Annotated in this window: 21 protein-coding genes and 1 tRNA gene; 6 read left to right on the top strand and 16 right to left on the bottom strand. The window is 64.5% G+C overall.

Annotation, left to right across the window (positions count from 1 at the left end; genetic code table 11):
- Positions 1-50: 50 nt before the first annotated feature.
- The 9 genes from IX761_RS19375 to IX761_RS19335 form a co-directional block, all read right to left on the bottom strand.
- Positions 51-4,130: an NEL-type E3 ubiquitin ligase domain-containing protein gene (locus IX761_RS19375; RefSeq protein ID WP_194791162.1), complete on the bottom strand. Its 4,080-nt coding sequence runs from the start codon at positions 4,128-4,130 to the stop codon at positions 51-53.
- A gap of 78 nt (positions 4,131-4,208) precedes the next feature.
- The gene (locus IX761_RS19370; RefSeq protein ID WP_194791161.1) at positions 4,209-4,964 is read right to left on the bottom strand and encodes an SDR family oxidoreductase; all 756 of its coding nucleotides are present in this window, start codon (positions 4,962-4,964) and stop codon (positions 4,209-4,211) included.
- A 168-nt stretch (positions 4,965-5,132) separates the two neighbouring features.
- Positions 5,133-5,208 (bottom strand) — tRNA-Gly (locus IX761_RS19365).
- Between the two features lie 64 nt (positions 5,209-5,272).
- The gene (gene pgsA, locus IX761_RS19360) at positions 5,273-5,833 is read right to left on the bottom strand and encodes a CDP-diacylglycerol--glycerol-3-phosphate 3-phosphatidyltransferase (protein ID WP_194791160.1); all 561 of its coding nucleotides are present in this window, start codon (positions 5,831-5,833) and stop codon (positions 5,273-5,275) included.
- A gap of 33 nt (positions 5,834-5,866) precedes the next feature.
- Positions 5,867-7,690, bottom strand: coding sequence for an excinuclease ABC subunit UvrC (gene uvrC, locus IX761_RS19355; protein ID WP_194791159.1), 1,824 nt, complete (start codon positions 7,688-7,690; stop codon positions 5,867-5,869).
- An 8-nt stretch (positions 7,691-7,698) separates the two neighbouring features.
- The gene (gene uvrY / locus IX761_RS19350; protein ID WP_194791158.1) at positions 7,699-8,337 is read right to left on the bottom strand and encodes a UvrY/SirA/GacA family response regulator transcription factor; all 639 of its coding nucleotides are present in this window, start codon (positions 8,335-8,337) and stop codon (positions 7,699-7,701) included.
- A 177-nt stretch (positions 8,338-8,514) separates the two neighbouring features.
- Positions 8,515-8,907 carry a helix-turn-helix domain-containing protein gene (locus tag IX761_RS19345; RefSeq protein WP_194791157.1) on the bottom strand — a complete coding sequence of 131 codons (393 nt, stop codon included), beginning with the start codon at positions 8,905-8,907 and terminating at the stop codon, positions 8,515-8,517.
- 146 nt (positions 8,908-9,053) lie between these two features.
- Complete coding sequence (locus IX761_RS19340) at positions 9,054-9,512, bottom strand: GNAT family N-acetyltransferase (RefSeq protein WP_194791156.1); 459 nt, start codon at positions 9,510-9,512, stop codon at positions 9,054-9,056.
- Between the two features lie 41 nt (positions 9,513-9,553).
- Positions 9,554-9,940: a DUF488 domain-containing protein gene (locus tag IX761_RS19335; protein ID WP_194791155.1), complete on the bottom strand. Its 387-nt coding sequence runs from the start codon at positions 9,938-9,940 to the stop codon at positions 9,554-9,556.
- Between the two features lie 127 nt (positions 9,941-10,067).
- On the opposite strand from IX761_RS19335, the gene IX761_RS19330 reads away from it, so the two are divergent.
- A complete protein-coding gene (locus tag IX761_RS19330) occupies positions 10,068-11,666 on the top strand; it encodes an inorganic phosphate transporter (RefSeq protein ID WP_194791154.1) in 1,599 nt (532 codons plus the stop codon).
- A gap of 224 nt (positions 11,667-11,890) precedes the next feature.
- On the opposite strand, the gene IX761_RS19325 is transcribed toward IX761_RS19330, so the two are convergent.
- From IX761_RS19325 to IX761_RS19305, 5 genes are all read right to left on the bottom strand, one after another.
- On the bottom strand, positions 11,891-12,586 hold the full coding sequence (locus IX761_RS19325; RefSeq protein WP_194791153.1) for a glutathione S-transferase N-terminal domain-containing protein: 696 nt from the start codon (positions 12,584-12,586) through the stop codon (positions 11,891-11,893).
- On the bottom strand, positions 12,583-13,125 hold the full coding sequence (locus IX761_RS19320; RefSeq protein ID WP_194791152.1) for a GNAT family N-acetyltransferase: 543 nt from the start codon (positions 13,123-13,125) through the stop codon (positions 12,583-12,585). Before IX761_RS19320 ends, IX761_RS19325 begins: the two co-directional genes overlap by 4 nt.
- Before the next feature lie 104 nt (positions 13,126-13,229).
- Positions 13,230-14,003 (bottom strand): OmpA family protein, encoded by a 774-nt coding sequence (locus IX761_RS19315; protein WP_194791151.1) that lies wholly within the window; start codon positions 14,001-14,003, stop codon positions 13,230-13,232.
- An 11-nt stretch (positions 14,004-14,014) separates the two neighbouring features.
- Positions 14,015-14,401 (bottom strand): DUF4398 domain-containing protein, encoded by a 387-nt coding sequence (locus IX761_RS19310; protein ID WP_194791150.1) that lies wholly within the window; start codon positions 14,399-14,401, stop codon positions 14,015-14,017.
- Between the two features lie 281 nt (positions 14,402-14,682).
- Complete coding sequence (locus IX761_RS19305) at positions 14,683-15,180, bottom strand: PaaI family thioesterase (protein WP_194791149.1); 498 nt, start codon at positions 15,178-15,180, stop codon at positions 14,683-14,685.
- A gap of 188 nt (positions 15,181-15,368) precedes the next feature.
- On the opposite strand from IX761_RS19305, the gene IX761_RS19300 reads away from it, so the two are divergent.
- Positions 15,369-16,619, top strand: coding sequence for an aspartate aminotransferase family protein (locus IX761_RS19300; RefSeq protein ID WP_194791148.1), 1,251 nt, complete (start codon positions 15,369-15,371; stop codon positions 16,617-16,619).
- A gap of 3 nt (positions 16,620-16,622) precedes the next feature.
- Here the strand turns inward: IX761_RS19300 and IX761_RS19295 are convergent, their stop codons facing one another.
- The gene (locus IX761_RS19295; protein ID WP_110738050.1) at positions 16,623-16,925 is read right to left on the bottom strand and encodes a hypothetical protein; all 303 of its coding nucleotides are present in this window, start codon (positions 16,923-16,925) and stop codon (positions 16,623-16,625) included.
- A gap of 227 nt (positions 16,926-17,152) precedes the next feature.
- Between IX761_RS19295 and IX761_RS19290 the strand changes: the two genes are divergently transcribed.
- Together IX761_RS19290 and fusA are read left to right on the top strand one after the other, a co-directional pair.
- Positions 17,153-17,581 carry a hypothetical protein gene (locus tag IX761_RS19290; RefSeq protein ID WP_194791147.1) on the top strand — a complete coding sequence of 143 codons (429 nt, stop codon included), beginning with the start codon at positions 17,153-17,155 and terminating at the stop codon, positions 17,579-17,581.
- A 67-nt stretch (positions 17,582-17,648) separates the two neighbouring features.
- Positions 17,649-19,760: an elongation factor G gene (gene fusA / locus IX761_RS19285; protein WP_194791146.1), complete on the top strand. Its 2,112-nt coding sequence runs from the start codon at positions 17,649-17,651 to the stop codon at positions 19,758-19,760.
- 268 nt (positions 19,761-20,028) lie between these two features.
- Here the strand turns inward: fusA and IX761_RS19280 are convergent, their stop codons facing one another.
- Positions 20,029-21,471, bottom strand: a complete 1,443-nt coding sequence (locus IX761_RS19280) for a SulP family inorganic anion transporter (protein ID WP_194791145.1) — start codon at positions 21,469-21,471, stop codon at positions 20,029-20,031.
- Between the two features lie 290 nt (positions 21,472-21,761).
- Here IX761_RS19280 and IX761_RS19275 point away from each other — a divergent pair, with 290 nt between their 5' ends.
- Both IX761_RS19275 and aceA read left to right on the top strand, forming a co-directional pair.
- A complete protein-coding gene (locus IX761_RS19275) occupies positions 21,762-22,496 on the top strand; it encodes a secretin N-terminal domain-containing protein (RefSeq protein ID WP_228533738.1) in 735 nt (244 codons plus the stop codon).
- A 498-nt stretch (positions 22,497-22,994) separates the two neighbouring features.
- A complete protein-coding gene (gene aceA, locus IX761_RS19270) occupies positions 22,995-24,320 on the top strand; it encodes an isocitrate lyase (protein WP_046855043.1) in 1,326 nt (441 codons plus the stop codon).
- Positions 24,321-24,410 lie beyond the last annotated feature (90 nt).

The following is a 24,410-nucleotide window of genomic DNA, read 5'->3' as shown; positions in this document are numbered from 1 at the left end:
TCAGCTGACCATCCCCCGCCCCGCCCAGGTCGTTACTTATTGCAAGGCTGTCAGCGCAGTAGCCGGTGCCGGGCAATGGCTGCCTCCGTCAGTTCTCGCAGCAACACCTTTTCAGCAGCCTCGCGCTGGCGCAACAGTGGCTCGATGGCCACCAGAAAGGTTTGCTCCGGCCCGTGCCTGGCGGCATCGGCATGCGCCTCCAGCTGCTCGTGGAACGGTGCGTTCATCTGCTCGAAGCGCTGTTCATGCACCTGTCGCAGATAGTCCGTCCAGAATTCCCGCTGCAGGAGCGAGCGGCTCAGCGCCGTTGGCGATTCCGCAGCCAGCACGGCCTGCCTGGCGGCATTGATCTGCTCGAGGCTCACCCCGCTGTGGTCGGCGTAATACATGCCCTGGGGCTGGTCCGGCAAGCCCAGGCGCTCGGCCAGGTTGACCCGGTAGGCGAGGAAGATCTCGACGTCGTCCGGGGCGGGGACGGTGGCCTGGGCGCTGCGCCAGACCTGCAGGGCCTGCTGGTAGTGGCGCCCGGCGATACGTTGCACCTCATCCAGGCGGAACAAGGCCCTCCCCTCCAGCAGCATCTCGCGCTCAGCGCCCTGGGCGGGCAGGTGTGCAAGCCGCCGGACCAGCCGTGTCCGCACTTCGATGTTGCTCAGCACCAGCAGCAGGCGGTCCCTGCAGCTGCTTTCCCCTGCGGCCTCCAGGAACACTGCCTGGCGGATCTCCTGGTTCTGCTCGCAGGCCTCGATGATCGCCCAGGCACGCGCCCGCATCGCGGCCTGGTTGCGGCGAAACTCGGTGGAATGGCCAAGGTCGGCCAGAAAACGAAAGAAGTCCGCCGAGCCTTGCGCCTGACGCAAGCGCTCCCAGCGCTGTGCACGCAGCGGATCGCCCTGCTCGCCCAGCCAGAGCGCACGGCTGGCGGCGCCATCGTCGGCATGGGCGAGCGTACCCTCGCTGCCCGCAGGCAGAGGGTTGTCGTGCAAGGACAGGCGCTGCAGACGTTGCTGCGGCAATGCGAGCAAGTCGGGGGGTAACTGGCTGATCTGGTTGTCGCGCAGGTCGGCGTGCTCCAGCAACGGCGGATGGGCCGCAGCGCCCGACACCTCGCGCAACTGGCAACCGCGCAGCGAGTATTGGCGCAACTGGCGCAACCCGCCCAGGGCGGGTTCGCGCCGCAGCGGGTTGTTGCTCAGGTCCAGGCGCCGCAAACCGGCCAGCGCGCCGAGGCGCTGCTCGCCGTCGGCGTCCAGGACGATCTGGTTGTCACCCAGGCGCAGGTCCTGCAACGCTGTCAGTTGCTCCAGGCCAGCCGGGAAGCGACTGAGCATGTTATGCCGCAGGTTGAGCGTGCGCAGGTTGGGGAATCGCCCGAGAAAATCCATATTCACGCCAGTTAGCGCCATGTTGCGCAGGGTCAGCTCGGTGACATGCTCGAAGGTCAGCCCCTCGGGCAACGATGGCAGCTCGCCAATGTGCTCGCCATCGAGTGACAGGCGCTGCCCGGCGCCTTGCCGGTAAGCGCTGTTGCGCTGCCAGCAATGGCGTATGTGGTCAGCGACCCGGCGCCGGCTCAGCAGGCGGAAAACGCCGCTGGGTTGCATGCTCCAGGCCCCCAACGCGGCCCTTAACTCGCCCAACTGCCCCTGCAACCGGTGCAGATGCCCCCACAGGTCGATGCCCCGCGCGCGCACGCTTTCGAGGTAGGCCTCGAGCTCGCTCTCGCTCAAGGTCGGGTAGATCTGCCAGAAACCGCGCAGCAAGGCTTGCCGGCTGCTTTCGGCCCGACCACTCAAGGGGTAGCCAAAGCGGCCGTCCCACAGGCGCACCGGTGGCCGTATGCCCCCGCCCGGGGTGACCATGCCAAGTGCGGCGGCGACCTGCGAACGGTGGTCATGCGCGTGCCGTGCCAGGGCATCGTCCAGTTGCCCGGCCTTGAGCCGGACACCGCCAAGGCGTACTCGCTGGGCCGGGTCCAATTGCAGCAGCAGGGCCTGGGCGAGGCTGTCGCTGGCATTGGCATCCGCCAGGGCGCTACCCATGCCGTCGACGCAGAGGTATCCGGCCTTGCCACGCAGGATCAAACGCTTTTCGGCGGCGCCCTGCTTGCCGGCATGGGCCAGCAAGCGGCCATCCGCGGATGCCTCGCGCAATTCGACTCGCACACTGGCTGGCCAAGGGGCCAGTTCATTCAACATGGCCAGCGCCAGGCGTTCGCTGTCCGGGGCCAAGAGCCCAGCCTCGCGCAACCCCGCACACGCTCGATTGACCCGGCCATCGTGCAACAGCCAGCGCGCACGCTCGGCCAGCGCCAGCGGCACGCGCTGTTGCTCGAGCAGGCTGTCGAGCTGCGTCTGCGTGGCCTGCTCGACCAACTCGCGGGCTCCGCGCTGGGTCAAGCCGGGAAAGTCGCGCAACAGCACCGCCTGCGCGGCATCGGGCTGCGCCTGCTGGGCCACCAGGTGCGCCTCGAAGGCCTCGCCGTGCAAGCCAGGCAATTGCTGGCGCAGGCGCAATCTTGCGATGGCATCTTCCAGCAACGCGGGGGCAGGCGCTTGCTCGAGGTGTAGCCGGCGCAGCCGGTCAAGGGTGAACCCGGTGCTCTCCAGCAGGCTGCTTGCCTCTGCTTCGCTGACGCTCGACAGGTCGCCCCCCAAGTGCTGCAAGAACCGGCCCGGCGACTGCCACATCCGGGGTTCATCCAAGGCCTGGCGCTCGTACCCTAGCCGCCATTTGCCGGCAGCCCCTGCCACGGGTGTCAGGCCATCGACGAAGGCCCGGCGCGGCAATGCCTTGCCCACCACGTGGCCGGCAGCGCCCAAGGCCACACTGCTGGCGATGATATCGGCGACATCGAACACGTGGCCGAGCGCCTGCTCGCGGTCGCCCAGTTGCCAGTCCTGGTAGCCCTCGTACACATCCGCGGCCACCTGTAGCGCGGTAACGCCCAGCATCACCACGCCCAATGCCGGGACGAACAGCGAGGCCAGGCCGAGCACGGTCAGGCCGGCTTCGGCATAGCCGCGCAGGCGCTGATCGCGGGCGGCGCGGTCTTCGTCATCGGTAGGCACCGCCAGCACCCTGGCGTCGGCGATCATCCGCTCGATCTGCTCGCGCGCCAGGTGGTTGAACAGCGTGCCATCGATGGCTGCATGACGCCCATCCAGCTCGACCGGTGTGACCGGCCCGGCGGCCGCCAGCAACCCAGCCAGGCGTCGGTTGAAATCGTGGCGGTCGTGTTCGGCGAGAAACCGCTGGAAGAACGCCTGGTAGGCGGGATCGGCCAGGCGCCCTGCCAAGGCGGTGTACAGCGCCGGCCACGAGGGGTGCCAGTTGAACGGGCTGACAGGGTCGTCGGCGATCCAGGTCAGTACCCCGTCGGCAACGCCGCCGACGCTGGTCTCGACCACCACCACGCCCACCACGGGTTTGCCCAGCAGGCGCAACGCCCGGGCCTCCAGCGCGAGGTCATCCTGGGCTGGCGTCGCGGGACTGAATAGCCGTTGCAGACGTTGGTAGGCGGTTGCCCTCAGGGTGCCGCGGCGATGCGCCAGATGCGCCGCCGCCTCGAGGTTGGCCTGGTAGGCGGCGGCCAGCGCCGGCTGCACGCTCGCAGGCCGCAGGCATGCTTCAAGGTGCGCTTGGTAACGCGCGCCGATATCGAGGCTACGGCACAGCTCGGCGAACTGTGCAGGCGCCAGCTCGAGACGCTTGCCGTGCTCGTCGAGCAGCGCACTTTGCGGGGAGAACGCATCGCCGGGCAAGTAGTTGTGCAAGGCACAGCTCAGCAGGTCCTGGCGTGTCGCGAAACGTCGAACGCGTTTTGCGGGTCGGCCAGGCAACGGCGGCGGGTCGGGGAGCACCAGGACCTTCTGCAACCGACTGCGGCGCACATCGAGCGTTCGCCCGGTCACCGCTTGCAACCGCGCGGCCAGCAATGGGGCGGCGAACTCGTCCAACGGCGTTACCGCCGCCAGGATCTGGCGCAACCGCGCCTGTGCCTGCTCCTGGGCGATAAGCGCCGCATGCAGCGCCGCCCTGTGTGGCGCGGGGGTATCGAGCAGCCACTGCGGCAGCTGGTTGGCGATCAGGGTATCGATGGAGTCGTCAGGCAAGGCTTGGGTCGGCATGGGGCACCTTTGTCGGTCGCAAAGGTGCCAGCAAGCCAGCTCGCGACTACGTCGTGGTGGTATCCATGTATGGCACGATCATCCCCGCAAGATCGACACCCCGCCATCGGCCAGTAGCGCGCTGCCAGTGACGAAGCTGGCGGCATCACTGGCCAGGAACAGTGCCGCCCGAGCGATCTCCTGCGGCTGCGCCAGGCGCTTGAGCGCATGCAGTGCGGCGACATGGGCACGCGCCTCGGGGGTGCTGGCCGCAACCCGGCCCATGGGCGTGTCGGTGCCACCGGGCAGCAAGGCATTGGCACGAATACCCTGGGCGCCATGCTCGGCAGCGATCACCTGCACAAGGCCCAGCAGCCCGGCCTTGCTTGCGGCGTAGGCGGCCATGCCGGGAAAGCCCGCCGTGTGGCCGACGAAGGAGGAGGTGAAGATCAGCGAGCCGCCGCCACGCGCCAGCATGGCGGGAATTTGCGCACGAGCGCCGAGAAAAGCGCTGGTGAGGTTGGTGTTCAGGACCTGGTGCCAGGCTTCGAGCGGCAACTCGGGCAACGGCCGCGATTCGCCGAGGGTACCGGCATTGTTGAAGGCGATGTCCAGGCCCCCGAAATGCCTGACGGCGGTCTGCACCAGCGCCTCCGCCAACTGCGGCTCGCACACGTCGCCGGGAACGGCGATGGCCCGCTGCGGCCCCAGTTCGTCAACCAGCACCTGCAACTTCGGCTGGCTACGCGCATTGAGCACCAGGCACGCGCCCTCCTCTGCGAACAGCCGTGCCGCGGCCCGGCCGATACCGGAGCTGGCGCCGGTGATGATGGCGATCTTCCCTGACAACTGCATGTTGCCGCCCTCCAGGACGCGTGATGATTCCCACGCAGTCTGGAGGTTGCAGGCCCTGTCGCCACTCCGTTTCTTGCTCAGTATTCGGCACAAGCGCGCACGCAGAAACGCAAAAAGGACCCGAAGGTCCTTTTTGCGTGTTTCGTGAAAGCTTCACAAAACGATATTTGGAGCGGGAAACGAGACTCGAACTCGCGACCCCGACCTTGGCAAGGTCGTGCTCTACCAACTGAGCTATTCCCGCGTCGTGATGGGGGCCATTCTAGCGAATTGTCGAATGGCGTCAACCCCTTGATTCAAAAAAGTTTTTATTTCTGTTCCGAGCCTTCGCGCAGGTGCGGCCAGGCCGCCAGAAGATAATGCACCATCGACACCAGGGTCAGGCCGGCGGCCACCAGCAGCAGGCCGTAGCCCAGCACCACCCAGAAGGTCAGCAGCGGCGGGTTGGCCAGCAGGATGACCAACGCCAGCATCTGTGCGGCGGTCTTCCACTTGCCCAGGTTCGACACGGCCACATGCGCCCTCGCCCCCAGCTCGGCCATCCATTCGCGCAGCGCCGACACCACGATCTCGCGACCAATGATCACCGCCGCCGGCAGCGTGAGCCAGAAGTTGGCGTGCACCTGCACCAGCAGCACCAGGGCCACGGCGACCATCAACTTGTCCGCCACCGGGTCGAGGAAGGCGCCGAAGGGCGTGCTCTGCTGCAGCCGACGCGCCAGGTAGCCGTCCAGCCAATCGGTGGCGGCGGCGATGGCGAACACCGTGCTGGCGGCCATGTAGCTCCAGTGATAGGGCACATAGAACAGCAGGATGAAGATCGGAATGAGCAGGACGCGTAGAACGGTGAGCAGGTTTGGAATATTCATCGGTACGACTGGCTGCGAGTTGAACCGGGGATTCTACTCGCTATGCAGGCTGGCATAAATCGACTCGGCAAGCTTTTTACTGATGCCCGGTGCCTTGGCGATTTCATCGACACTGGCGCGGTTGAGCTCCTGCAGGCCGCCGAAATGTTTCAGCAGGTCGCGCCGACGCTTGGGCCCGACCCCGGCGACGTCCTCCAGGCTCGAGGTACGGCGGGCCTTGCCGCGCCGGGCGCGGTGGCCGGTGATGGCAAAACGGTGGGCTTCGTCGCGGATCTGCTGGATCAGGTGCAGCGCCGGGTTGTCGCCCTTGAGGGTGAACTCGTGGGCCACATCGTTGAGGTACAGGGTCTCGAAACCCGCCTTGCGGGTCACGCCCTTGGCCACGCCAAGCAGGGTGAGGTCGGCGAAACCCAGTTCCTGCATCACCTCGCGGGCCATGTTCAGCTGACCCTTGCCACCGTCCACCAGCAACACGTCGGGCAGCTTGCCCTCGCCGTCCTTGATACGCCCGTAACGGCGCAGCAGGGCCTGGTGCATGGCGGCATAGTCATCGCCGGCGGTGACGCCCTCGATGTTGAAGCGGCGGTAGTCGGACTTGAGCGGGCCTTCGGGGCCGAACACCACGCACGAGGCCACGGTGGCCTCGCCGCTGGAGTGGCTGATGTCGTAGCACTCCAGCCGCTGCGGCACTTCGTCGAGCTCCAGCACCTGGGCCAGCGCCTCGAAGCGTGACGCCATGTGCTGGCGGTTGGCCAGGCGGGCGTTGAGCGCCTGTTCGGCGTTGGTCACCGCCAACTGTTGCCAGCGCGCCCGGGTGCCACGCACCCGGTGACTGATGGTCAGTTCACGGCCACGCAGGGTCTGCAGGGCTTCGGTTATCGCGTCGAAGTCCTCATGCACCACGTTGACGATCAGCTCGCCCGGCAGTTCGCGTTCGGCATTGCCCAGGTAGTACTGGGAGAGAAATGCAGCCATGACTTCGGCCACTTCTTCCTCGATGCCCACCTGGGGGAAGAAATTCTTGCTGCCCAGCACCCGCCCGCCGCGCACGCTGATCAGGTGCACACAGGCGCCACCCGGGTTGACGAAGGCCGCCACCACGTCGACGTCGCCGGAGCCGCCCTCCATGTACTGCTGGTCCTGGACCCTGCGCAGCAGTGCGATCTGGTCGCGCAGCTCGGCGGCCTTCTCGAAGTTCAAGGCCATGGCGGCCTTTTCCATTTCGACGTTGAGCTCGTTGCCCAACTGCTGGCTGCGGCCTTCGAGGAACATCACCGAGTGGCGCACATCCTCGGCGTACTCGGCGGGCTCGACCAGCCCCACGCACGGCCCCTTGCACCGCTTGATCTGGTATTGCAGGCACGGCCGGGTGCGGTTGGCGTAGTAGCTGTCCTCGCACTGGCGCACCGAAAAGGCCTTCTGCAACAGGCTCAGGCTTTCGCGAATGGCCCCCGCGCTGGGGTAGGGACCGAAGTAGCGGCCCTTGGCCTTCTTCGCGCCACGGTGGATGCCAAGACGTGGGAATTCGCCGTCAGACAGGAAAACATACGGGTAGGACTTATCGTCGCGCAGCAGGATGTTGTAGGGCGGCCGCCACTCCTTGATCAGCGTCTGCTCGAGCAGCAGCGCTTCAGTCTCGTTCGAGGTGATGGTGGTTTCGACCTGGGCGATACGCCCCACCAGCGCGGCGGTCTTGGGCGCAAGGCCAGTCTTGCGGAAATAGCTGGCCAAACGCTTCTTGAGGTTCTTGGCCTTGCCCACGTAGAGCAGACGGGCCTCGGCGTCGAACATCCGGTACACGCCCGGGCGACCGCTGCAGGTCGCCAGGAACGCGCTGGCATCAAAAGGTTGTGACATGAGTGTGTTTACAGACTTGCGTCGACCATACCGTGGCGGACGGCCAGCAAGGTCAGTTCGACGTCGCTGGTGACCGAGAGTTTTTCGAAGATTCGATAACGGTAAGTATTGACGGTCTTGGGGGACAGACACAACTTGTCGGAGATGATCTGCACTTTCTGGCAGCCGACGATCATCAGGGCGATCTGGATTTCCCGCTCCGACAAGGCATCGAACGGCGAACCCTGCGGCTGGAACGACTTGAGCGCCAACTGCTGGGCGATCTGCGGGCTGATGTAGCGCTGGCCGGCGAAGGCCAGGCGGATGGCCTGGACCATTTCGTCGAGCCCGGCCCCTTTGGTCAGGTAGCCCGCCGCGCCCGCCTGCATCAAGCGGGTGGGGAACGGGTCTTCCTCGCACACCGTCACTGCCACCACCTTGGTTTCCGGGTGGCTGCGCAGCAGCTTGCGGGTTGCTTCAAGGCCGCCGATCCCTGGCATCTTCACGTCCATGAGCACCACGTCCGGCTTTAGCTCACGGGCAAGCTTGAGCGCGGCCTCACCCGAGTCCGCCTCGCCCACCACCTGCAGGCCGTCGATGTCGGCCAGCATGCGGGTGATGCCGGTACGCACCAGATCGTGATCGTCGACCACCAGGACCCTAATCAAGCAGACACCTCGTCAGTGGGGCGATTGGATCCCGCCACCTTAACAAAATTTTTCACGAGCAACCTAGTGACCTGCACAGTAAATTCCGCCCCTCGAATCTGCACTCGATCGCTTGCCAGGCAGGTGCGGTGGCCAGCCACCGGCACCCTTGCCCGCTCAGCGTGGTACACGCCCGAGTCAGCCACGCAGACCGTCGTGGAAATACCCCTGGCGCTCCGGCAGACGCATGCGCAGGGCCTCCTGACCTGCACCCTCTCCGGCGAGGCGATTGAGCAGGTGCCACACGGCGGCCTGGTCGGCGGCCGGCAGGCGGCGGAAGGCGCCAAGCAATCGATCTTCGTCGTGGGTCAGGCAATCGAGTGGCGCGGGGGTGGGTACCCCGGTCAACACGTACAGCGCATCGACACCTCTGCCCGCCACGGCGGCGAGGTAGTCCATGCGGGGGGTGCGCTCGCCGCTTTCGTACTTGCCCTGGGCATTGGGCTCCACCCCGCCGACATCGCCAAACACACGCTGGGTCATCCCCAGGCGCTCACGCTCCTCTCTCAGGCGCGGGCCGAATCCATTCATTTGCTTGCCTCCTCTGCATAAGCCAGCCCGGGTACAATCCCGCACCCGAGTGAATACACGTGCATTCGCCCGGCACTATGCCTATTGGATCCAATCATGGCAAGCCACCGCTGCGCGATACCGCCCGGTTGTCCCGAGTTACCCGTTCACACCCCGTTGTTGACGGCGCCAGCAGGCAACACAGCGCGCTGCATGCGCACGAAACATTCATCCACGCCCACTTCGACGAAGCCGTGGCGTAGATACAGGCGCCGTGCCGGGTTGCTGCTGAACACCATCAGGCGCAGCAAGGGCAAGCGTCGCTGCACGGTCCAGCCAGCCAGCGCCTCGAGCACCCGACCGCCCACGCCACGCCCGCGATGCTCGGGCAACAGGTGCAACTCGCGAATGAACAAGGCTTGACGATCCTGGCTGAGGCTGCAGAACCCAAGCACCTCGCCCTCCTCCACCACCAGCCATTGCTCGCGCCAGCCCCAGGCCTCATCGAAGGCCTCTTCGATCCACAGCAGGTCGAATTCGCGGTAGTACGCCAACATGGCGCGACGGGTCAGGTCGCGGGCGAAATCCCGGTGGGCGTCGGTAGCGGGAATCAGTTCGAGGCTCATGCTATTGCGTTTCCCCGTAGCAACCAGCTTGCCGGCACACCTCAGCGGGCATAACACACTGGTGAACTTCCCGGCCCGCGCCGTTCCAGCTCATCCTCCAGCCATTGGGCGAGTACCTGGGCATTGTTGTGCTCGGTGTCCTTGCCGGCATACAGCAAGGTCAGGTCACCCTTGCTGGCCAGATCCAGCAACGGGTACCAATGCTCAGGATGGGCAGCCAACTCCTGCTGGTAACGCTGGGTGAACCCAGCGAAGTCCAGCTCGCCGGCATGGAACGCCCTGCGCAAAGCCTCGGAAGGCGCTACTTCGCGCAGCCACTGGCCGTGCAGCGCCTCCTTGCGCGTGTTGCGCGGCCACAGGCGGTCGACCAGCACCCGCTGGCCATCGCCGGGGGCAGCCGGTTCATAGACACGCTTGCAATGGATCATGGGGGCGCCTGGCACTCGGGAACGAGCTTCCAGACTAGAGCTTCCATTGACCGAGGTCACTCCCCGGTAACGAATTGTTTCTAGGATTGGAAGCCTGTTCCTTCCGACGATGCGCCCCGGAGCCTGCATGACAACCCCCTCGATGGTCAGCCAGGGCGCGCTGCCCAAGCTCGACGCCCGTCCTGGCAAAACCACCCTGGCGCTGTTCTTCGGCCTGTTGCTGGCCGGCCTTGCCTACACCTTCTGGAGCCTCAAGCAGGATGTCAGCGCCAGCGGCACCGTGGTCACCACGTTCACCCCCTTCCTGCTGCTGGGCCTGGCCCTGCTGATCGCCCTGGGCTTCGAATTCGTCAACGGTTTTCACGACACCGCCAACGCCGTGGCCACGGTGATCTACACCCACTCGCTACCGGCGCCAGTGGCGGTGGTATGGTCGGGCTTGTGCAATTTTCTCGGCGTGCTGCTTTCCAGCGGCGCGGTGGCCTTCGGCATCGTCGCCCTGCTGCCGGTGGAGCTGATCCTGCAAGTGGGTTCGGGCACCGGTTTCGCCATGGTGTTCGCGCTGTTGCTGGCGGCGATCATCTGGAACCTAGGCACCTGGTGGCTTGGCCTGCCGGCCTCGTCGTCGCACACCCTGATCGGCTCGATCATCGGCGTGGGCGTGGCCAACGCGTTGATGCATGGGCGCGACGGCACCAGCGGGGTGGACTGGGGCCAGGCGAGCAAGGTTGGCTATGCCTTGCTGTTCTCGCCGCTGATCGGATTTGCCTGCGCGGCCCTGTTGCTGTTGGCTTTGCGCGTGTTGGTCAAGCGCCGCGAGCTGTACCAGGCCCCCGAAGGCCAGACTCCACCACCGTGGTGGATCCGCAGCGTGCTGATCCTGACCTGTACCGGTGTGTCGTTCGCCCACGGCTCCAACGACGGGCAGAAAGGCATGGGCCTGATCATGCTGATCCTGGTCGGCACCCTGCCGATGGCCTATGCGCTGAACAAGACCATGCCCACCGAACAATCCCTGCAGTTTTCGGCGGTCGCCGAAGTCACCCGCCAGGCCCTGGTGCGCAGCGCACCGCAAGCGCCACCCAACGACCCGCGGCAAACCCTGACCGCCTTCATCACCGAACCTGAGGCCAGCCCTGAACTGGTGCCCGCCTTGGCAGCGTTGACTGGCATGATCGGTGAAGAGGTCAAGGGCTACGGTTCGCTCAACCGTGTGCCGGCAGAGGCCATGGCCAACGTGCGCAATGACATGTACCTGACCAGCGAAGCCATCCGCCTGATCGACAAGAACCAGCTGGTGGCCTTCGACACCGACACCACCCGCCATGTGCAGCTGTTCAAGCGCCAGCTGGACGATGCCACCCGCTACATCCCGTTGTGGGTCAAGGTGGCGGTGGCCATTGCCCTCGGGCTGGGCACCATGGTCGGCTGGCGGCGTATCGTAGTGACGGTGGGCGAGAAAATCGGCAAGACACACCTGAGCTATGCGCAAGGGGCTTCGGCGGAAGTGGTGGCGATGTGCACGATTGGGGCGGCGGATATGTTCGGGCTGCCAGTGTCGACCACCCACGTGCTGAGCTCAGGTGTTGCCGGGACCATGGTGGCCAACGGGTCGGGGATCCAGAAGCGCACGCTGATCAATTTGCTGATGGCCTGGGTGCTTACATTGCCGGCGGCGATGCTGTTGGCAGGAAGCCTCTACTGGATCCTCAATCAATTGCTCTGAGGGCGCGCCTTGTAGGGGCCAGTCACACTTATCGGTGTTTCGAAACCACCGCGTCTCGCCTCCCCTTTCTCCAACTGCAGAGAGCCACGATCAAAGACCTATCCTTCACATTGGGTATTAAGACCCTGAGGATCAGTACAACCCGATTGGTTATCAGATCCCCATGATACGGTGGCTGATCGAACTCTCTACGTTTCAGAGTTCGACCAACCCCCTTATACAGCTCATTCGGGAATCAGCAACCCACGCTGTACGGCAGGCCGTTTCAAGAACGCCGCCAGTACCCGCCCGACTTCTTCAAACTCTTCGAACCCCACCAATTCGCGGGCGTTATACCTTTCGACCAAGTTGCGCACCCACGGAAAGATAGCGATATCGGCGATGCTGTACGCGTCGACCATCCACTCGCGGCCCTTCAGGTGCCGGTCCAGTACGCCCAGCAAACGCTTTGACTCATTGACGTAACGGTCACGCGGACGTTTGTCTTCGTAATGCTTGCCCGCAAAGAAATGGAAGAACCCCACCTGGCCGAACATCGGCCCGACACCGCCCATCTGGAACATCAGCCATTGAATTGTCTGGTAGCGCTGCGCCGGGTCCTGGCTCAGCAGCTGACCGCTCTTTTCCGCCAGGTACTGCAAGATCGCCCCCGACTCGAACAGCGGCAACGGTTTACCGCCCGGCCCATCCGGGTCGAGGATCGCCGGGATCTTGTTGTTGGCACTGAGCGAAATGAATTCGGGACTCAGCTGATCGTCGCTGTCGAAACTGACCTTGTGCACTTCGTAAGGCAGGCCGATTTCCTCGAGCATGATCGACACCTTTACCCCGTTGGGCGTGGGCAGCGAGTACAGTTGCAGCCGCTCAGGGTGCTGGGCCGGCCATTTGCGGGTAATCGGGAAAGCGGACAGATCGGTCATGGGAACGCCTTTGCCAATAGGGTTTGATGATTCAGCGGCAGGCGCACCATCACCCAGTCGCGGTGCCTCTCGTCACCGCAGATGAAAGTGGCTTCGCCCACCTTGCTGAAGCCGTTGCGCTGATAGAAACGGATGGCCCGTGCGTTGCCCTCGTTCACCGTCAACCGAACCGCGCCTTGCGTCTGTGCCAGGGTCGCCGCCAACAACTGCTGCGCCGCACCTTGCCCGTGTGCACAGGGCAATACGTAGCACCGCAAGATTTCCACCAGTCGGTCGGCGACGGCGATACCCAACGGTTCTGGCGCCAGGTCGAGCATGCTGTAGCCCAGCACCTGGTCACCCTGCCCCACCACCAGCAGGCGCTTGTGTGGGTGGTGCAGGTGCACGGCAAAATGCTCGGGTTGCAGGTGATGGTCGATGTAGTGCTGCAGTGCGGCAGGCGCGCTGTCGGGGGGGCTGGCCAAGGCGAAGGTGGCCTGGCCGATCTGACTCAGGACGAGGCAGTCGTCGCGGCAAGCCGGGCGGATCTGGTAGGGCATGGCAACATCCTGTTGGTCATCCGGATCAAGTCCGACAATGCCAGCCACGCTCGGGCACTGCAAATGAAAAGGCAGCGCGGCCTTCGCCGCACTGCCCGCTCACTTCAATAGCGCGGTGCCACCGGCTTGGCACCATGAGAAATGATCACTTCAACCCGGCGATTGAGTTGGCGCGACTGGGCGTTGGCGTTACTCGCCACCGGATACTCCTTGCCATAGCCGGCGCTGACAACTCGCTCGGCAGCGATGCCCTGACGCCGCAGGGCGTTGGCCACGGTGCCTGCGCGACGCTCGGAGAGCTGCTGATTGAAGCTGTCCGAACCGATGGCGTCGGTGAACCCTTCGACCAGCACCTTGCGCTCCGGGTTGTCACGCAGGTAATCGGCCAATTGCTGGACATCGCGCTGGCTGCCCGGGCGCAGCTCGGCACGCCCGGTGTCGAACAGCACGTCGCCGAACGTCACCACGGTACCGCGCTCGGTCTGCTTGCTCTTGAGCGCTTGCAGCGCCTTGAGCTGGGCTGTGCGCACATCCAGACGCGCCTGGGTGCGCTGGGCCTCGATACCTTGCAGGCTGATCTCCGCCTGGCGCAGCAGGATGCTCTGTTCAGCGCTTTCGATCTTGCGCCCGGCGAGGTAGGCCAGTTGTTCGACGCTTGGGCCTTCACGATCCTGCAACGAGGCGTGCTCGGCCTTCTCCAGCGCACGCTGGGCGTCCTGGGTTTCCAAGGCCGCGATACGGCTAGCATCAGGTTTGCCTTGCAAGGCCCTGAAGGCCTCGCGGGCTTCAAGCAGTTTGGGGTTTTCGGGTGTGGCCGCGCAGCCTGCGAGCAGCAAGGCGAATACCGAAACGGTCGGTAGCAGGTTCATTTTCGACATGGTTCGGTTCCTCAATGGGCGCGCGCAGCGGCATCGGTTTCTGGGGCGTCGAGCAGTTCCTGGCGCAGCACCTCGATCCCTTGGCGCGCAACTTCCAGTTGCTGCCGGGCCTTGGCGGCCATGGCCTTGCGCTCGGCCAGGCGGGCATCGGCCTCGGCCTGCTCGGCGAACAGACGGACCTGCTCCAGGTCCTGCTGACCCAGTGCACGCTCCATGGCAACGAGCTTGTCCTGGGCCGCGCGCATTTCGACCGGGGCGTATTGGGTGGCATCTGCAGACACGGCGCGGCTGATGGCGCTGCGGGTCAGTTCGATCTGTTCGCTGGGCACGGTGACGCTGGCGCAGCCAGTCAGCACCAACGCCAGGCCGGCAATCGGTAGGATGTTGCGAGTACGCATGGAAAGACTCCGTGGACCGCGCATGCCTGCTGGCGGGCTCGCCTTGTCAGCGTGGCCGCGTGGGTGGGCATGCAAACGTGGTATGGGGTCTGGGATGCCCGCTCGCGAACCGACGGCATAGATCTGTCGGTTACGACGAAACTTGTGGGAAATCAGGAGCACCCGAGACAGCCAGTGATGAAAACCACGCAAGACTATTCCTGGCTCTTGGGCCTTCCCATCAGATGAGTTCCACGGAGGTTGTAAGGTTTTTCAACAAGCCGCGCCCGCCTGCGCAGGTATCAGCCTTGCCCGTGCGCCTTCAGCTTGAGCTTTTCGGTATCGACCCGCACGAACACCGAATCGGCAATGACGGTGAGCACGTCACCGGCCCAGACCTCGCAGATTACCCGGCTCTTGCGCCCCACCTCGCCCTCGACCCGCGCCTTGAGCAGCAGTTCTACGCCCATTGGCGTGGGCTTGAGATAAGTCAGGCCGAGCTGGCCCGTGACACAGTCGATACGCGGCAGGCTACCCGGCTCACGCCCCTCGGCGCGGTAGTGGTAGGCCATGGCGGCCCAGTTGCTATGACAGTCGACCAGCATCGCCAATAGACCGCCATAAACCAGGCCCGGCCACCCTGTGAAGGCCTCGTCAGGGGTGTGATGGCACAGTAGGTGGATGCCATCGGCGTGCCAATGGCTCTGCACATGCAGGCCGCTGGGGTGAGCGCTGCCGCAGCCGTAGCAGATACCTTCGGGGGCAGCGAGTTGTTGCAGGGAAAGGGCTTGCTCGGTCATACGCGTCCTGTGCCGTTGAGGTGGGAAGGAGACTGCCAACCGATGGTAGCGCTCAGCCTGCGCCAATGGCAGCACCAATGCGCCCCACATCAGGAACTATTGGAATGACAGCAATCGGACAATTCGTTTGCGCTCGCTCGGCGAGACACGCTTGGATAGAAGAAAAAGCGAACAAACAGGCCTCGCACATGACCCCGGAAAGTATCAGCCAGTCCATCGCCATCGTTCACCCGATCACGCTCTCCCATGGCCGTAATGCCGAAGTCTGGGACACCGTCGGCAAGCGTTACATCGACTTCGTCGGTGGCATCGGCGTGCTCAACCTGGGCCATTGCAACCCGGCGGTGGTCGAGGCGATCCAACTGCAGGCCACGCGCCTGACCCACTATGCGTTCAACGCCGCGCCCCACGACCCCTACATGGAGCTGATGGAGCGCCTGCGGCAGTTCGTGCCGGTCAGCTACCCGTTGGCGGGCATGCTCACCAACAGCGGCGCAGAAGCGGCGGAAAATGCCCTGAAGATGGCCCGCGGCGCCACCGGCAAGCGCGCCATCATCGCCTTCGACGGCGGCTTCCATGGCCGCACCCTGGCCACCCTCAACCTCAACGGCAAGGTCGCCCCCTACAAGCAACGCGTGGGCGAGCTGCCCGGCCCGGTCTATCACCTGCCCTACCCCAGCGTCGATACCGGGGTGACCTGCGAGCAGGCACTCAAGGCCATGGAGCGGCTGTTCAGCGTCGAGCTGGCGGTGGAGGACGTGGCGGCGTTCATCGTCGAGCCGGTACAGGGCGAAGGCGGCTTTCTCGCCCTCGACCCGGCATTCGCCCAGGCGCTGCGGCGCTTCTGCGACGAACACGCAATCCTGATCATCATCGACGAGATCCAGTCGGGCTTCGGTCGTACCGGGCAGCGCTTTGCATTCCCTCGCCTGGGCATCGAACCGGACCTGCTGCTGTTGGCCAAGAGCATCGCCGGCGGCATGCCGCTGGGCGCGGTGGTCGGTCGCCGGGCCATCATCGATGCGCTGCCCAAGGGTGGGCTGGGCGGCACCTACTCAGGCAACCCGATCGCCTGCGCAGCGGCCCTGGCGAGCCTGGCGCAGATGACCGATGCCAACCTCGCCACCTGGGGCGAGCGCCAGGAACAGGCCATCGTCGCGCGCCATGCACGCTGGAAGGCCTCAGGGGTATGCACCTCGCTGGGGCGCCTGACCGGGACCGGCGCCATGCGCGGCATCGAACTGGTCAACACCGACGGCAGCCCGGCGCCAGCGGTGCTGGCCAAGGTGCTGGAGGCGGCGCGAAACAAGGGCTTGCTGTTGATGCCCAGCGGCAAGGCAAGGCACATCATCCGCCTGCTGGCACCGCTGACCATCGAGCCAGCAGTGCTCGAGGAAGGGCTGGATATCCTCGAGCAGTGCCTGGCGGAGCTGGATTGAGGGTTACAGGCCCAGCTCTTCGGGGGTGGGCATGTCGCATTCGAAGGCGATCCAACCGCCTTCGAGTTCGGCGTGGCCGTTGACGATCAGGCCGTAGTAGGTCAGGCCGTTCTCCAGGGTGACGCAGATGTGCGTGGCGCCTTTTTCCGGTGCCGCGAGCGTACCGACGAAATGCACTTTCTTCAGCACCTCGGTCACCGCCTCCAGGCCTACGCGCATGTTGGTGTTCTCAGAGGCCTCGGTGTCGCCCCCACGGTCTTCGGCGCTGATGGTCACGGTGGCGGTGTAGGGGTACTTGGTGCTCAAGCGGGGTTACCTCGGTAGGAGTGATTGGCGGAACGGCGTATAGAGTACGGCAGCCGGTCATTGTTGTCTGTAGCCGCCCAATCGCGGGGCCAGCCCGCTCCCACGGGTGGTCACGGGTTCCTGGGAGCGGGCTGGCCCCGCGATGAAGCCGATGATCTACATGGTCTCCCCTGCCCTGATCTGTTAGGGTGCCCGCCGATGCACGCCACACCACGCGAGGATACCGAGTGAGCGCCGAACAACCCCTGATCGCCGACCTGTTCGAGGTCGATAAACGTCTGAGCCTCAAGCCCGTCGTGGACTTCAACAGCTACCTGCGCAATGCCTTCGGCGAGGGCGCCTGCCGTTGCCACCGCTGCGTCGAGGGTAACGGCGACGAAAGCACCTACAGCCACCGCCACACCTTCGAACTGGAAGGCCGCACGCTGAATCGCCGCTTCGCCAACACCGCCGGCAGTGACGTACTGCTGATGCTGAAGAAAGCCTGGCTGTCCTACACCAAGAACGACCTGGTCACGGTCGGCGCACTGGACATGACCACCCTCAAGTCCTTCACCGAGGCCAGCCTGCATTCGCGCCTGCTGGCCCTGCTGCCGGCCAGCGGCCTGGCCCGGGAAGTCGACGGCCAGTGGCAGTTGCAAGTGCTCGCCGACTGACGGCCGCCACGGCAGGATTCTCCCGCTCTGCTAAGTTGGGAGTACCCTCACCCGCAGGTGACCCGCCATGGCCCGCACGACCCCCATCGAGCTGTACCGCAATATCGGCATCGTCGCCCACGTCGATGCCGGCAAGACCACCACCACCGAGCGGATCCTGTTCTACACCGGGGTCAACCACAAGATGGGCGAAGTGCACGACGGTGCCGCGACCATGGACTGGATGGCCCAGGAGCAGGAGCGCGGCATCACCATCACCTCGGCGGCGACCACCGCGTTCTGGCAGGGCTCGACCAAGCAGTTCGAGCACAAGTACCGTTTCAACATCATCGACACCCCCGGCCACGTCGACTTCACCATCGAGGTGGAGCGCTCGTTGCGCGTGCTCGATGGCGCGGTGGTGGTATTCAGCGGCGCCGATGGCGTGGAGCCGCAGTCCGAGACCGTCTGGCGCCAGGCCAACAAATACCATGTGCCGCGCCTGGCCTATATCAACAAGATGGACCGCCAGGGCGCGGATTTTCTGCGAGTGGTCAAGCAGATCGACCAGCGCCTGGGCCACCATCCCGTGCCCATCCAGCTGGCCATCGGCAGCGAAGAGAACTTCATCGGCCAGATCGACCTGGTGAAGATGAAGGCCATCTACTGGAATGACGCCGACCACGGCACCAGCTACCGCGAAGAAGCGATTCCGGCCGAGCTCCAAGCACTGGCGGACGAATGGCGTGCGCACATGATCGAAGCCGCCGCCGAGGCCAACGACGAGTTGACCATGAAGTTCCTCGAAGGTGAGGAGCTGACCGTCGATGAAATCAAAGCTGCCCTGCGCCAGCGCACCATCGCCAACGAGATCGTCCCGACCATTCTCGGCTCGTCGTTCAAGAACAAGGGCGTGCCGCTGATGCTCGACGCGGTAATCGATTACCTGCCCGCCCCGTCGGAAATCCCGGCAATCAAAGGCACCGACCCGGACGACGAAGAGAAGCACCTGGAACGCCACGCCGACGACAAGGAGCCGTTCTCGGCCCTGGCCTTCAAGATCGCCACCGACCCCTTCGTCGGCACCCTGACCTTCGCCCGGGTGTATTCGGGCGTACTCAGCTCCGGCAATGCCGTGCTCAACTCGGTAAAGGGCAAGAAGGAGCGCATCGGCCGCATGGTGCAGATGCACGCCAACCAGCGCGCCGAGATCAAGGACGTGTGCGCCGGCGACATCGCCGCGCTGATCGGCATGAAGGATGTGACCACCGGCGACACCCTGTGCGACATGGACAAGCCGATCATCCTCGAGCGCATGGACTTCCCCGACCCGGTGATCTCGGTGGCGGTGGAGCCCAAGACCAAGGGCGACCAGGAGAAGATGGGTATCGCCCTGGGCAAGCTGGCCCAGGAAGATCCGTCGTTCCGGGTCAAGACCGACGAGGAGACCGGGCAGACCATCATCTCCGGCATGGGCGAGCTGCACCTGGACATCATCGTTGACCGCATGCGTCGCGAGTTCAACGTCGAGGCCAATATCGGCAAGCCGCAGGTGGCCTACCGCGAGAAGATCCGCAACACCTGCGAGATCGAAGGCCGCTTCGTGCGCCAGTCCGGCGGGCGCGGCCAGTACGGCCACTGCTGGATCCGCTTTGCGCCTGGCGACGAGGGCAAGGAGGGGCTGGAGTTCGTCAACGAGATCGTCGGTGGCGTGGTACCGCGCGAGTACATCCCGGCGATCCAGAAAGGCATCGAGGAGCAGATGAAGAACGGCGTGCTGGCCGGCTATCCGCTGATCAACTTGAAGGCAGCTGTTTTCGACGGTTCATACCACGACGTCGACTCCAACGAGATGGCCTACAAGATCGCCGCGTCGATGGCCACCAAGCAGTTGTCGCAGAAAGGTGGCGCAGTGCTGCTGGAGCCGGTGATGAAGGTCGAGGTGGTGACGCCTGAGGAGTACCAGGGCGACATCCTCGGCGACCTGAGCCGCCGCCGCGGGATGATCCAGGATGGCGACGAGACCCCGGCCGGCAAGGTGATCCGCGCCGAAGTGCCACTGGGTGAGATGTTCGGCTACGCCACCTCGATGCGCTCGATGACCCAGGGCCGGGCCAGCTTCTCGATGGAGTTCACCCGCTATGCCGAGGCGCCGGCGAGCATTGCCGATGGCATTGTGAAGAAGAACCGCGGGGAGTAAGCCGTTCTCCTATAACGGCCCTATCGCCGGCAAGCCGGCTCCCACATCTTGCGCGGTCTCTGTAGGAGCGGCCTTGCCGGGGCGCCGGACCGGTCGGAAAGGGCCGCAGAGCGGCCCCGGCGATCTTGAGGTGTAGTCGAGATCCTGGGGGCGCTGCGCGCCCCTTTCCGACCGGTCCGGCGCCCCGGCAAGGCCGCTCCTACAGGGGGCGCATGCAGACACCAGATGGGCTTGCCGGCGATAGGGCCGATGCTGGCGACCATTGCCTTCAGTGCTGCTCACCTGCCCGCTTCAACAGCTTTTTGCAGCGTTCCGACAAGTGCACCACCCGCAACTGCTTCCCCGCCTTGGCATAACGCTCGCGCAAAGTCTTGAGCGCCGCGATCGCTGAGTAATCGACGAAGCTCAGATGCTGACAATCCAAGGTCACCTTGGCCGGGTCACCGGCCGGGTCGAACTGGTTCAGGAACGGCGTGGTCGAGGCGAAGAACAGCGTGCCATGCACCTGGTAATGCTTGTCGCCTGCCGCATCGACATGGCTGTCGGCGTACAGCTCGCGGGCATGCTGCCAGGCGAAATTGATCGCGGCGATGACGATGCCGAACAGCACCGCCGTGGCCAGGTCGGTGAACACCGTCACCACCGTCACCGCGATGATCGCCAGCACATCGCTCACCGGCACCTTGTGCAGCACCCGCAGCGACGCCCAGGCGAAGGTCTGCTGGGCCACCACGAACATCACCCCCACCAACGCCGCCAGCGGGATGCGCTCGATCAGCGGCGACAGGAACAGCACGAACAACAGGATCATGCCACCCGCCACCACGCCCGACAGCCGACCACGACCATTGGAGCTGAGGTTGATCACGGTCTGGCCGATCATCGCGCAGCCGCCCATGCCGCCGCACAACCCCGACACCATGTTGGCCGCACCCAGGGCCACGCACTCGCGGTCTGGGTAGCCCCGGCTCTCGGTGATCTCGTCGGTGAGGTTGAGCGTCAGCAGGGTTTCCAGCAGGCCGACCATGGCCATCAGCAGCGCATAGGGCGCGATGATCTTCAGCGTCTCGAGGTTCCACGGCACGTCCGGCAGAGCCAGTTGCGGCAGGCCACCGGCGATGTGCGCCATGTCGCCAAGGGTGCGGGTGGGCAGGCCGAGCAGGTACACCAGCAAGCCGACGCCAAGGATCGCCACCAGCGCCGGCGGCACAGCGCGGGTCAGCTTTGGCAGCACATAGACCACCAGCATGGTCAACGCCACCAGGCCGATCATCAGGTAAAGCGGCGCGCCGCTGAGCCAGCGCTCGCCGTCCTTGAAGTGTTCCAGCTGGGCCAGGGCGATGACGATGGCCAGGCCGTTGACGAAGCCGAGCATCACCGGGTAGGGCACCAGGCGCACCAGTTTGCCCAGGCGCAATACGCCGAACAGGATCATCACCACCCCGCCCAGCAACACCGTGGCCAGCAGGTACTGGACACCGTGCTGCACCACCAGAGCAACGATCACCACCGCCATCGAGCCGGCCGCGCCGGAGATCATCCCCGGGCGACCGCCGAACAGCGCGGTCAGGGTGCAAATGATGAACGCACCGTACAGGCCCATCAGCGGGTTCAAGTGCGCCACCAGGGCGAAGGCGATGCACTCGGGCACCAGGGCGAACGAGGTGGTGAGGCCGGCCAGCAGGTCGGCACGTAGGCGAGCGGGTTTCATGAGGGTCCTATGACAGGATGCGCAGGCAACCCAGGCCCTGTGGGAGCGGGCTTGCCCGCGAAGGCGTACGACCCGGCAACAGTGTCATCCTTGCCGACGCCTTCGCGGGCAAGCCCGCTCCCACAGGATCTGCGTAATCTTCGCAGGCGTGGCTGAAATCGAGGGTCGCGATGTTACGGAATTTGCCTTGCAGCGGCCACCGCGCATTCATTCACAGCCTTGTGATCCACACCCGGCAAGATGCCGACAAATTTGCCATCATGTTGATTCCACCCGCGGAGATCATGGACATGCCGCTACGCCCCCTCCTCGCCTCGCTGCTGCTGGCCGCCAGCCTCACCGCCCAGGCCGCCACCGAGGTCATCCCATTGCAACACCGCAGCAGCACCGAGCTGCTGCCCGCCGCACAGTCGTTCATCGGCAAGGATGGCACTGTCAGCACCTTCGAAGACAAGCTGATCGTCAACGCGCCGCAACCACGTATCGACGACCTGCGCGCGTTGCTGCAACAACTGGATACCGCCCCCAAGCGCCTGCTGATCAGCGTCGACAATACCGACAGCAACTTCCAGGATAACCGCGGCAACGCGCGCATCATCCGCTACGGCACCGCCAACCGCGAAGGTGGCCTGCAGCAGGTACAAGCCAGTGACGGGCAGCCAGCGCTGATCCAGGTGGGCCAGAGCATCCCCATTACCAGCACCTCCACCGACGGCTACGGGCGCATCCAGAGCGACACCGAATACCGCAATGTCACCCAGGGTTTCTATGTCACCCCACGCTTGAGCGGCGATACGGTTCGCCTGCAAATCAGCACCAATAATGATCGAATGAGCCAGGAACGTGCCGATGTAGTGAAAGTACAAAGCACCGACACGACCGTCACCGGCAAGCTCGGTGAGTGGATCACCCTGGCCGGGTTCAACCAGCAGAGTCAGTTCGAGCGCAGCGGGTCAAGTATTACTTATGGCACCCAACGCGGTGAAAACATGACTCTACGTGTCAAAGTCGACCTTCTTGACTGATCCCAGGCAATTCAAGGCCTCGACCCAAGGCCTTGAAACTGACCGTCGAGTCGCATTAGACCAAAGATGTAGTAACAAGAAAAAAGCACTACAAAACCGTTGACAGGCTCTTTTTGGCAAAGGCATGATGGCCTCGCTCCCGCTAATCAGAGGCCCTGGCAAGGGTCTTCGGAGCGCCCTCCTCACCACCCGCGGAGGCGCTTCGTGTCCATACGGCCCAAAAGGCGGTTCGATGGGATTGCGACTGCAACGAAGAAGTTGTCCCGAGGGACGGAAGCGCATCACCGCAGTCACCAGTCATCGCGTCGCACCGCAGCACGGCATCCACGAGCCAACCTGCAGCGCACGCCTTCGCCCGGCCTGCACCCCTTTCCCCTTCGAGCCTTTCGCGTTCGCCGTCACACTCCCCCCGGACAGGACAGCCACCAGGCTTCTGAGCCGCGTTTGTCGAGCATCAGCACAATTACACTCAAGATCGATGCGACGAGGTTTATTTCCATGGCACTGACACGCGAACAGCAAATTGCAGCCCTCGAGAAAGACTGGGCCGAGAACCCGCGCTGGAAAGGCGTGACCCGTACCTACACCGCCGCCGATGTCGTTCGCCTGCGTGGCTCGCTGCAGCCGGAGCACACCCTGGCTCGCCAGGGCGCAGAGAAACTGTGGAAGCTGGTCACCCAAGGTGCCCACCCGTCCTTCCGCCCAGAAAAAGATTTCGTCAACTGCATGGGCGCCCTGACCGGCGGCCAGGCAGTGCAGCAGGTTAAAGCTGGCATCCAGGCCATCTACCTGTCCGGCTGGCAGGTTGCCGCCGACAACAACTCGGCCGAGTCGATGTACCCCGACCAGTCGCTGTACCCGGTCGACTCGGTTCCGACCGTGGTCAAGCGCATCAACAACTCGTTCCGTCGCGCCGACCAGATCCAGTGGAAAGCCGGCAAGAACCCAGGCGACGACGGCTACATCGACTACTTCGCGCCAATCGTGGCTGACGCCGAAGCCGGTTTCGGCGGCGTACTGAACGCCTACGAGCTGATGAAGAACATGATCGAAGCGGGCGCCGCTGGCGTGCACTTCGAAGACCAGCTGGCTTCGGTGAAGAAATGCGGCCACATGGGCGGCAAGGTACTGGTACCGACCCAGGAAGCCGTACAGAAGCTGGTAGCCGCCCGCCTGGCCGCTGACGTTGCCGGTGTACCGACCATCATCCTGGCCCGTACCGACGCCAACGCCGCCGACCTGCTGACCAGCGACTGCGACCCGTACGACCAGCCGTTCGTGATCGGCGACCGTACCCGTGAAGGCTTCTACAAAGTCCGCGCCGGCCTCGACCAGGCCATCTCCCGCGGCCTGGCCTACGCGCCGTACGCCGACCTGATCTGGTGCGAAACCGCCAAGCCAGACCTGGACGAGGCCCGTCGCTTCGCCGAAGCGATCAAGAAGGAATACCCGGACCAGTTGCTGTCGTACAACTGCTCGCCTTCCTTCAACTGGAAGAAGAACCTGGACGACGCCACCATCGCCAAGTTCCAGCGCGAACTGTCGGCCATGGGCTACAAGCACCAGTTCATCACCCTGGCTGGCATCCACAACATGTGGCACGGCATGTTCAACCTGGCGCACGACTACGCCCGCAACGACATGACCGCCTACGTGAAGCTGCAAGAGCAGGAATTCGCTGACGCCAGCAAAGGCTACACCTTCGTGGCGCACCAGCAGGAAGTGGGCACCGGCTACTTCGACGACATGACCACCGTGATCCAGGGTGGCGCTTCGTCGGTAACCGCGCTGACCGGCTCGACCGAGGAAGAGCAGTTCCACTGATTGGTGTGAGCTGTTGAGCAAGGCCCGGGATCCGCAAGGATCCCGGGCCTTGCTCATTTTCAGGCCAGGCGCGATCTCCTGTAGGAGCGG

It is taken from the genome of Pseudomonas sp. UFMG81 (assembly GCF_015354575.1).
Taxonomy (GTDB): domain Bacteria; phylum Pseudomonadota; class Gammaproteobacteria; order Pseudomonadales; family Pseudomonadaceae; genus Aquipseudomonas.
Note: the sequence above shows the minus strand (reverse complement) of the source record. Positions and strands in the feature narration are given on the sequence as shown.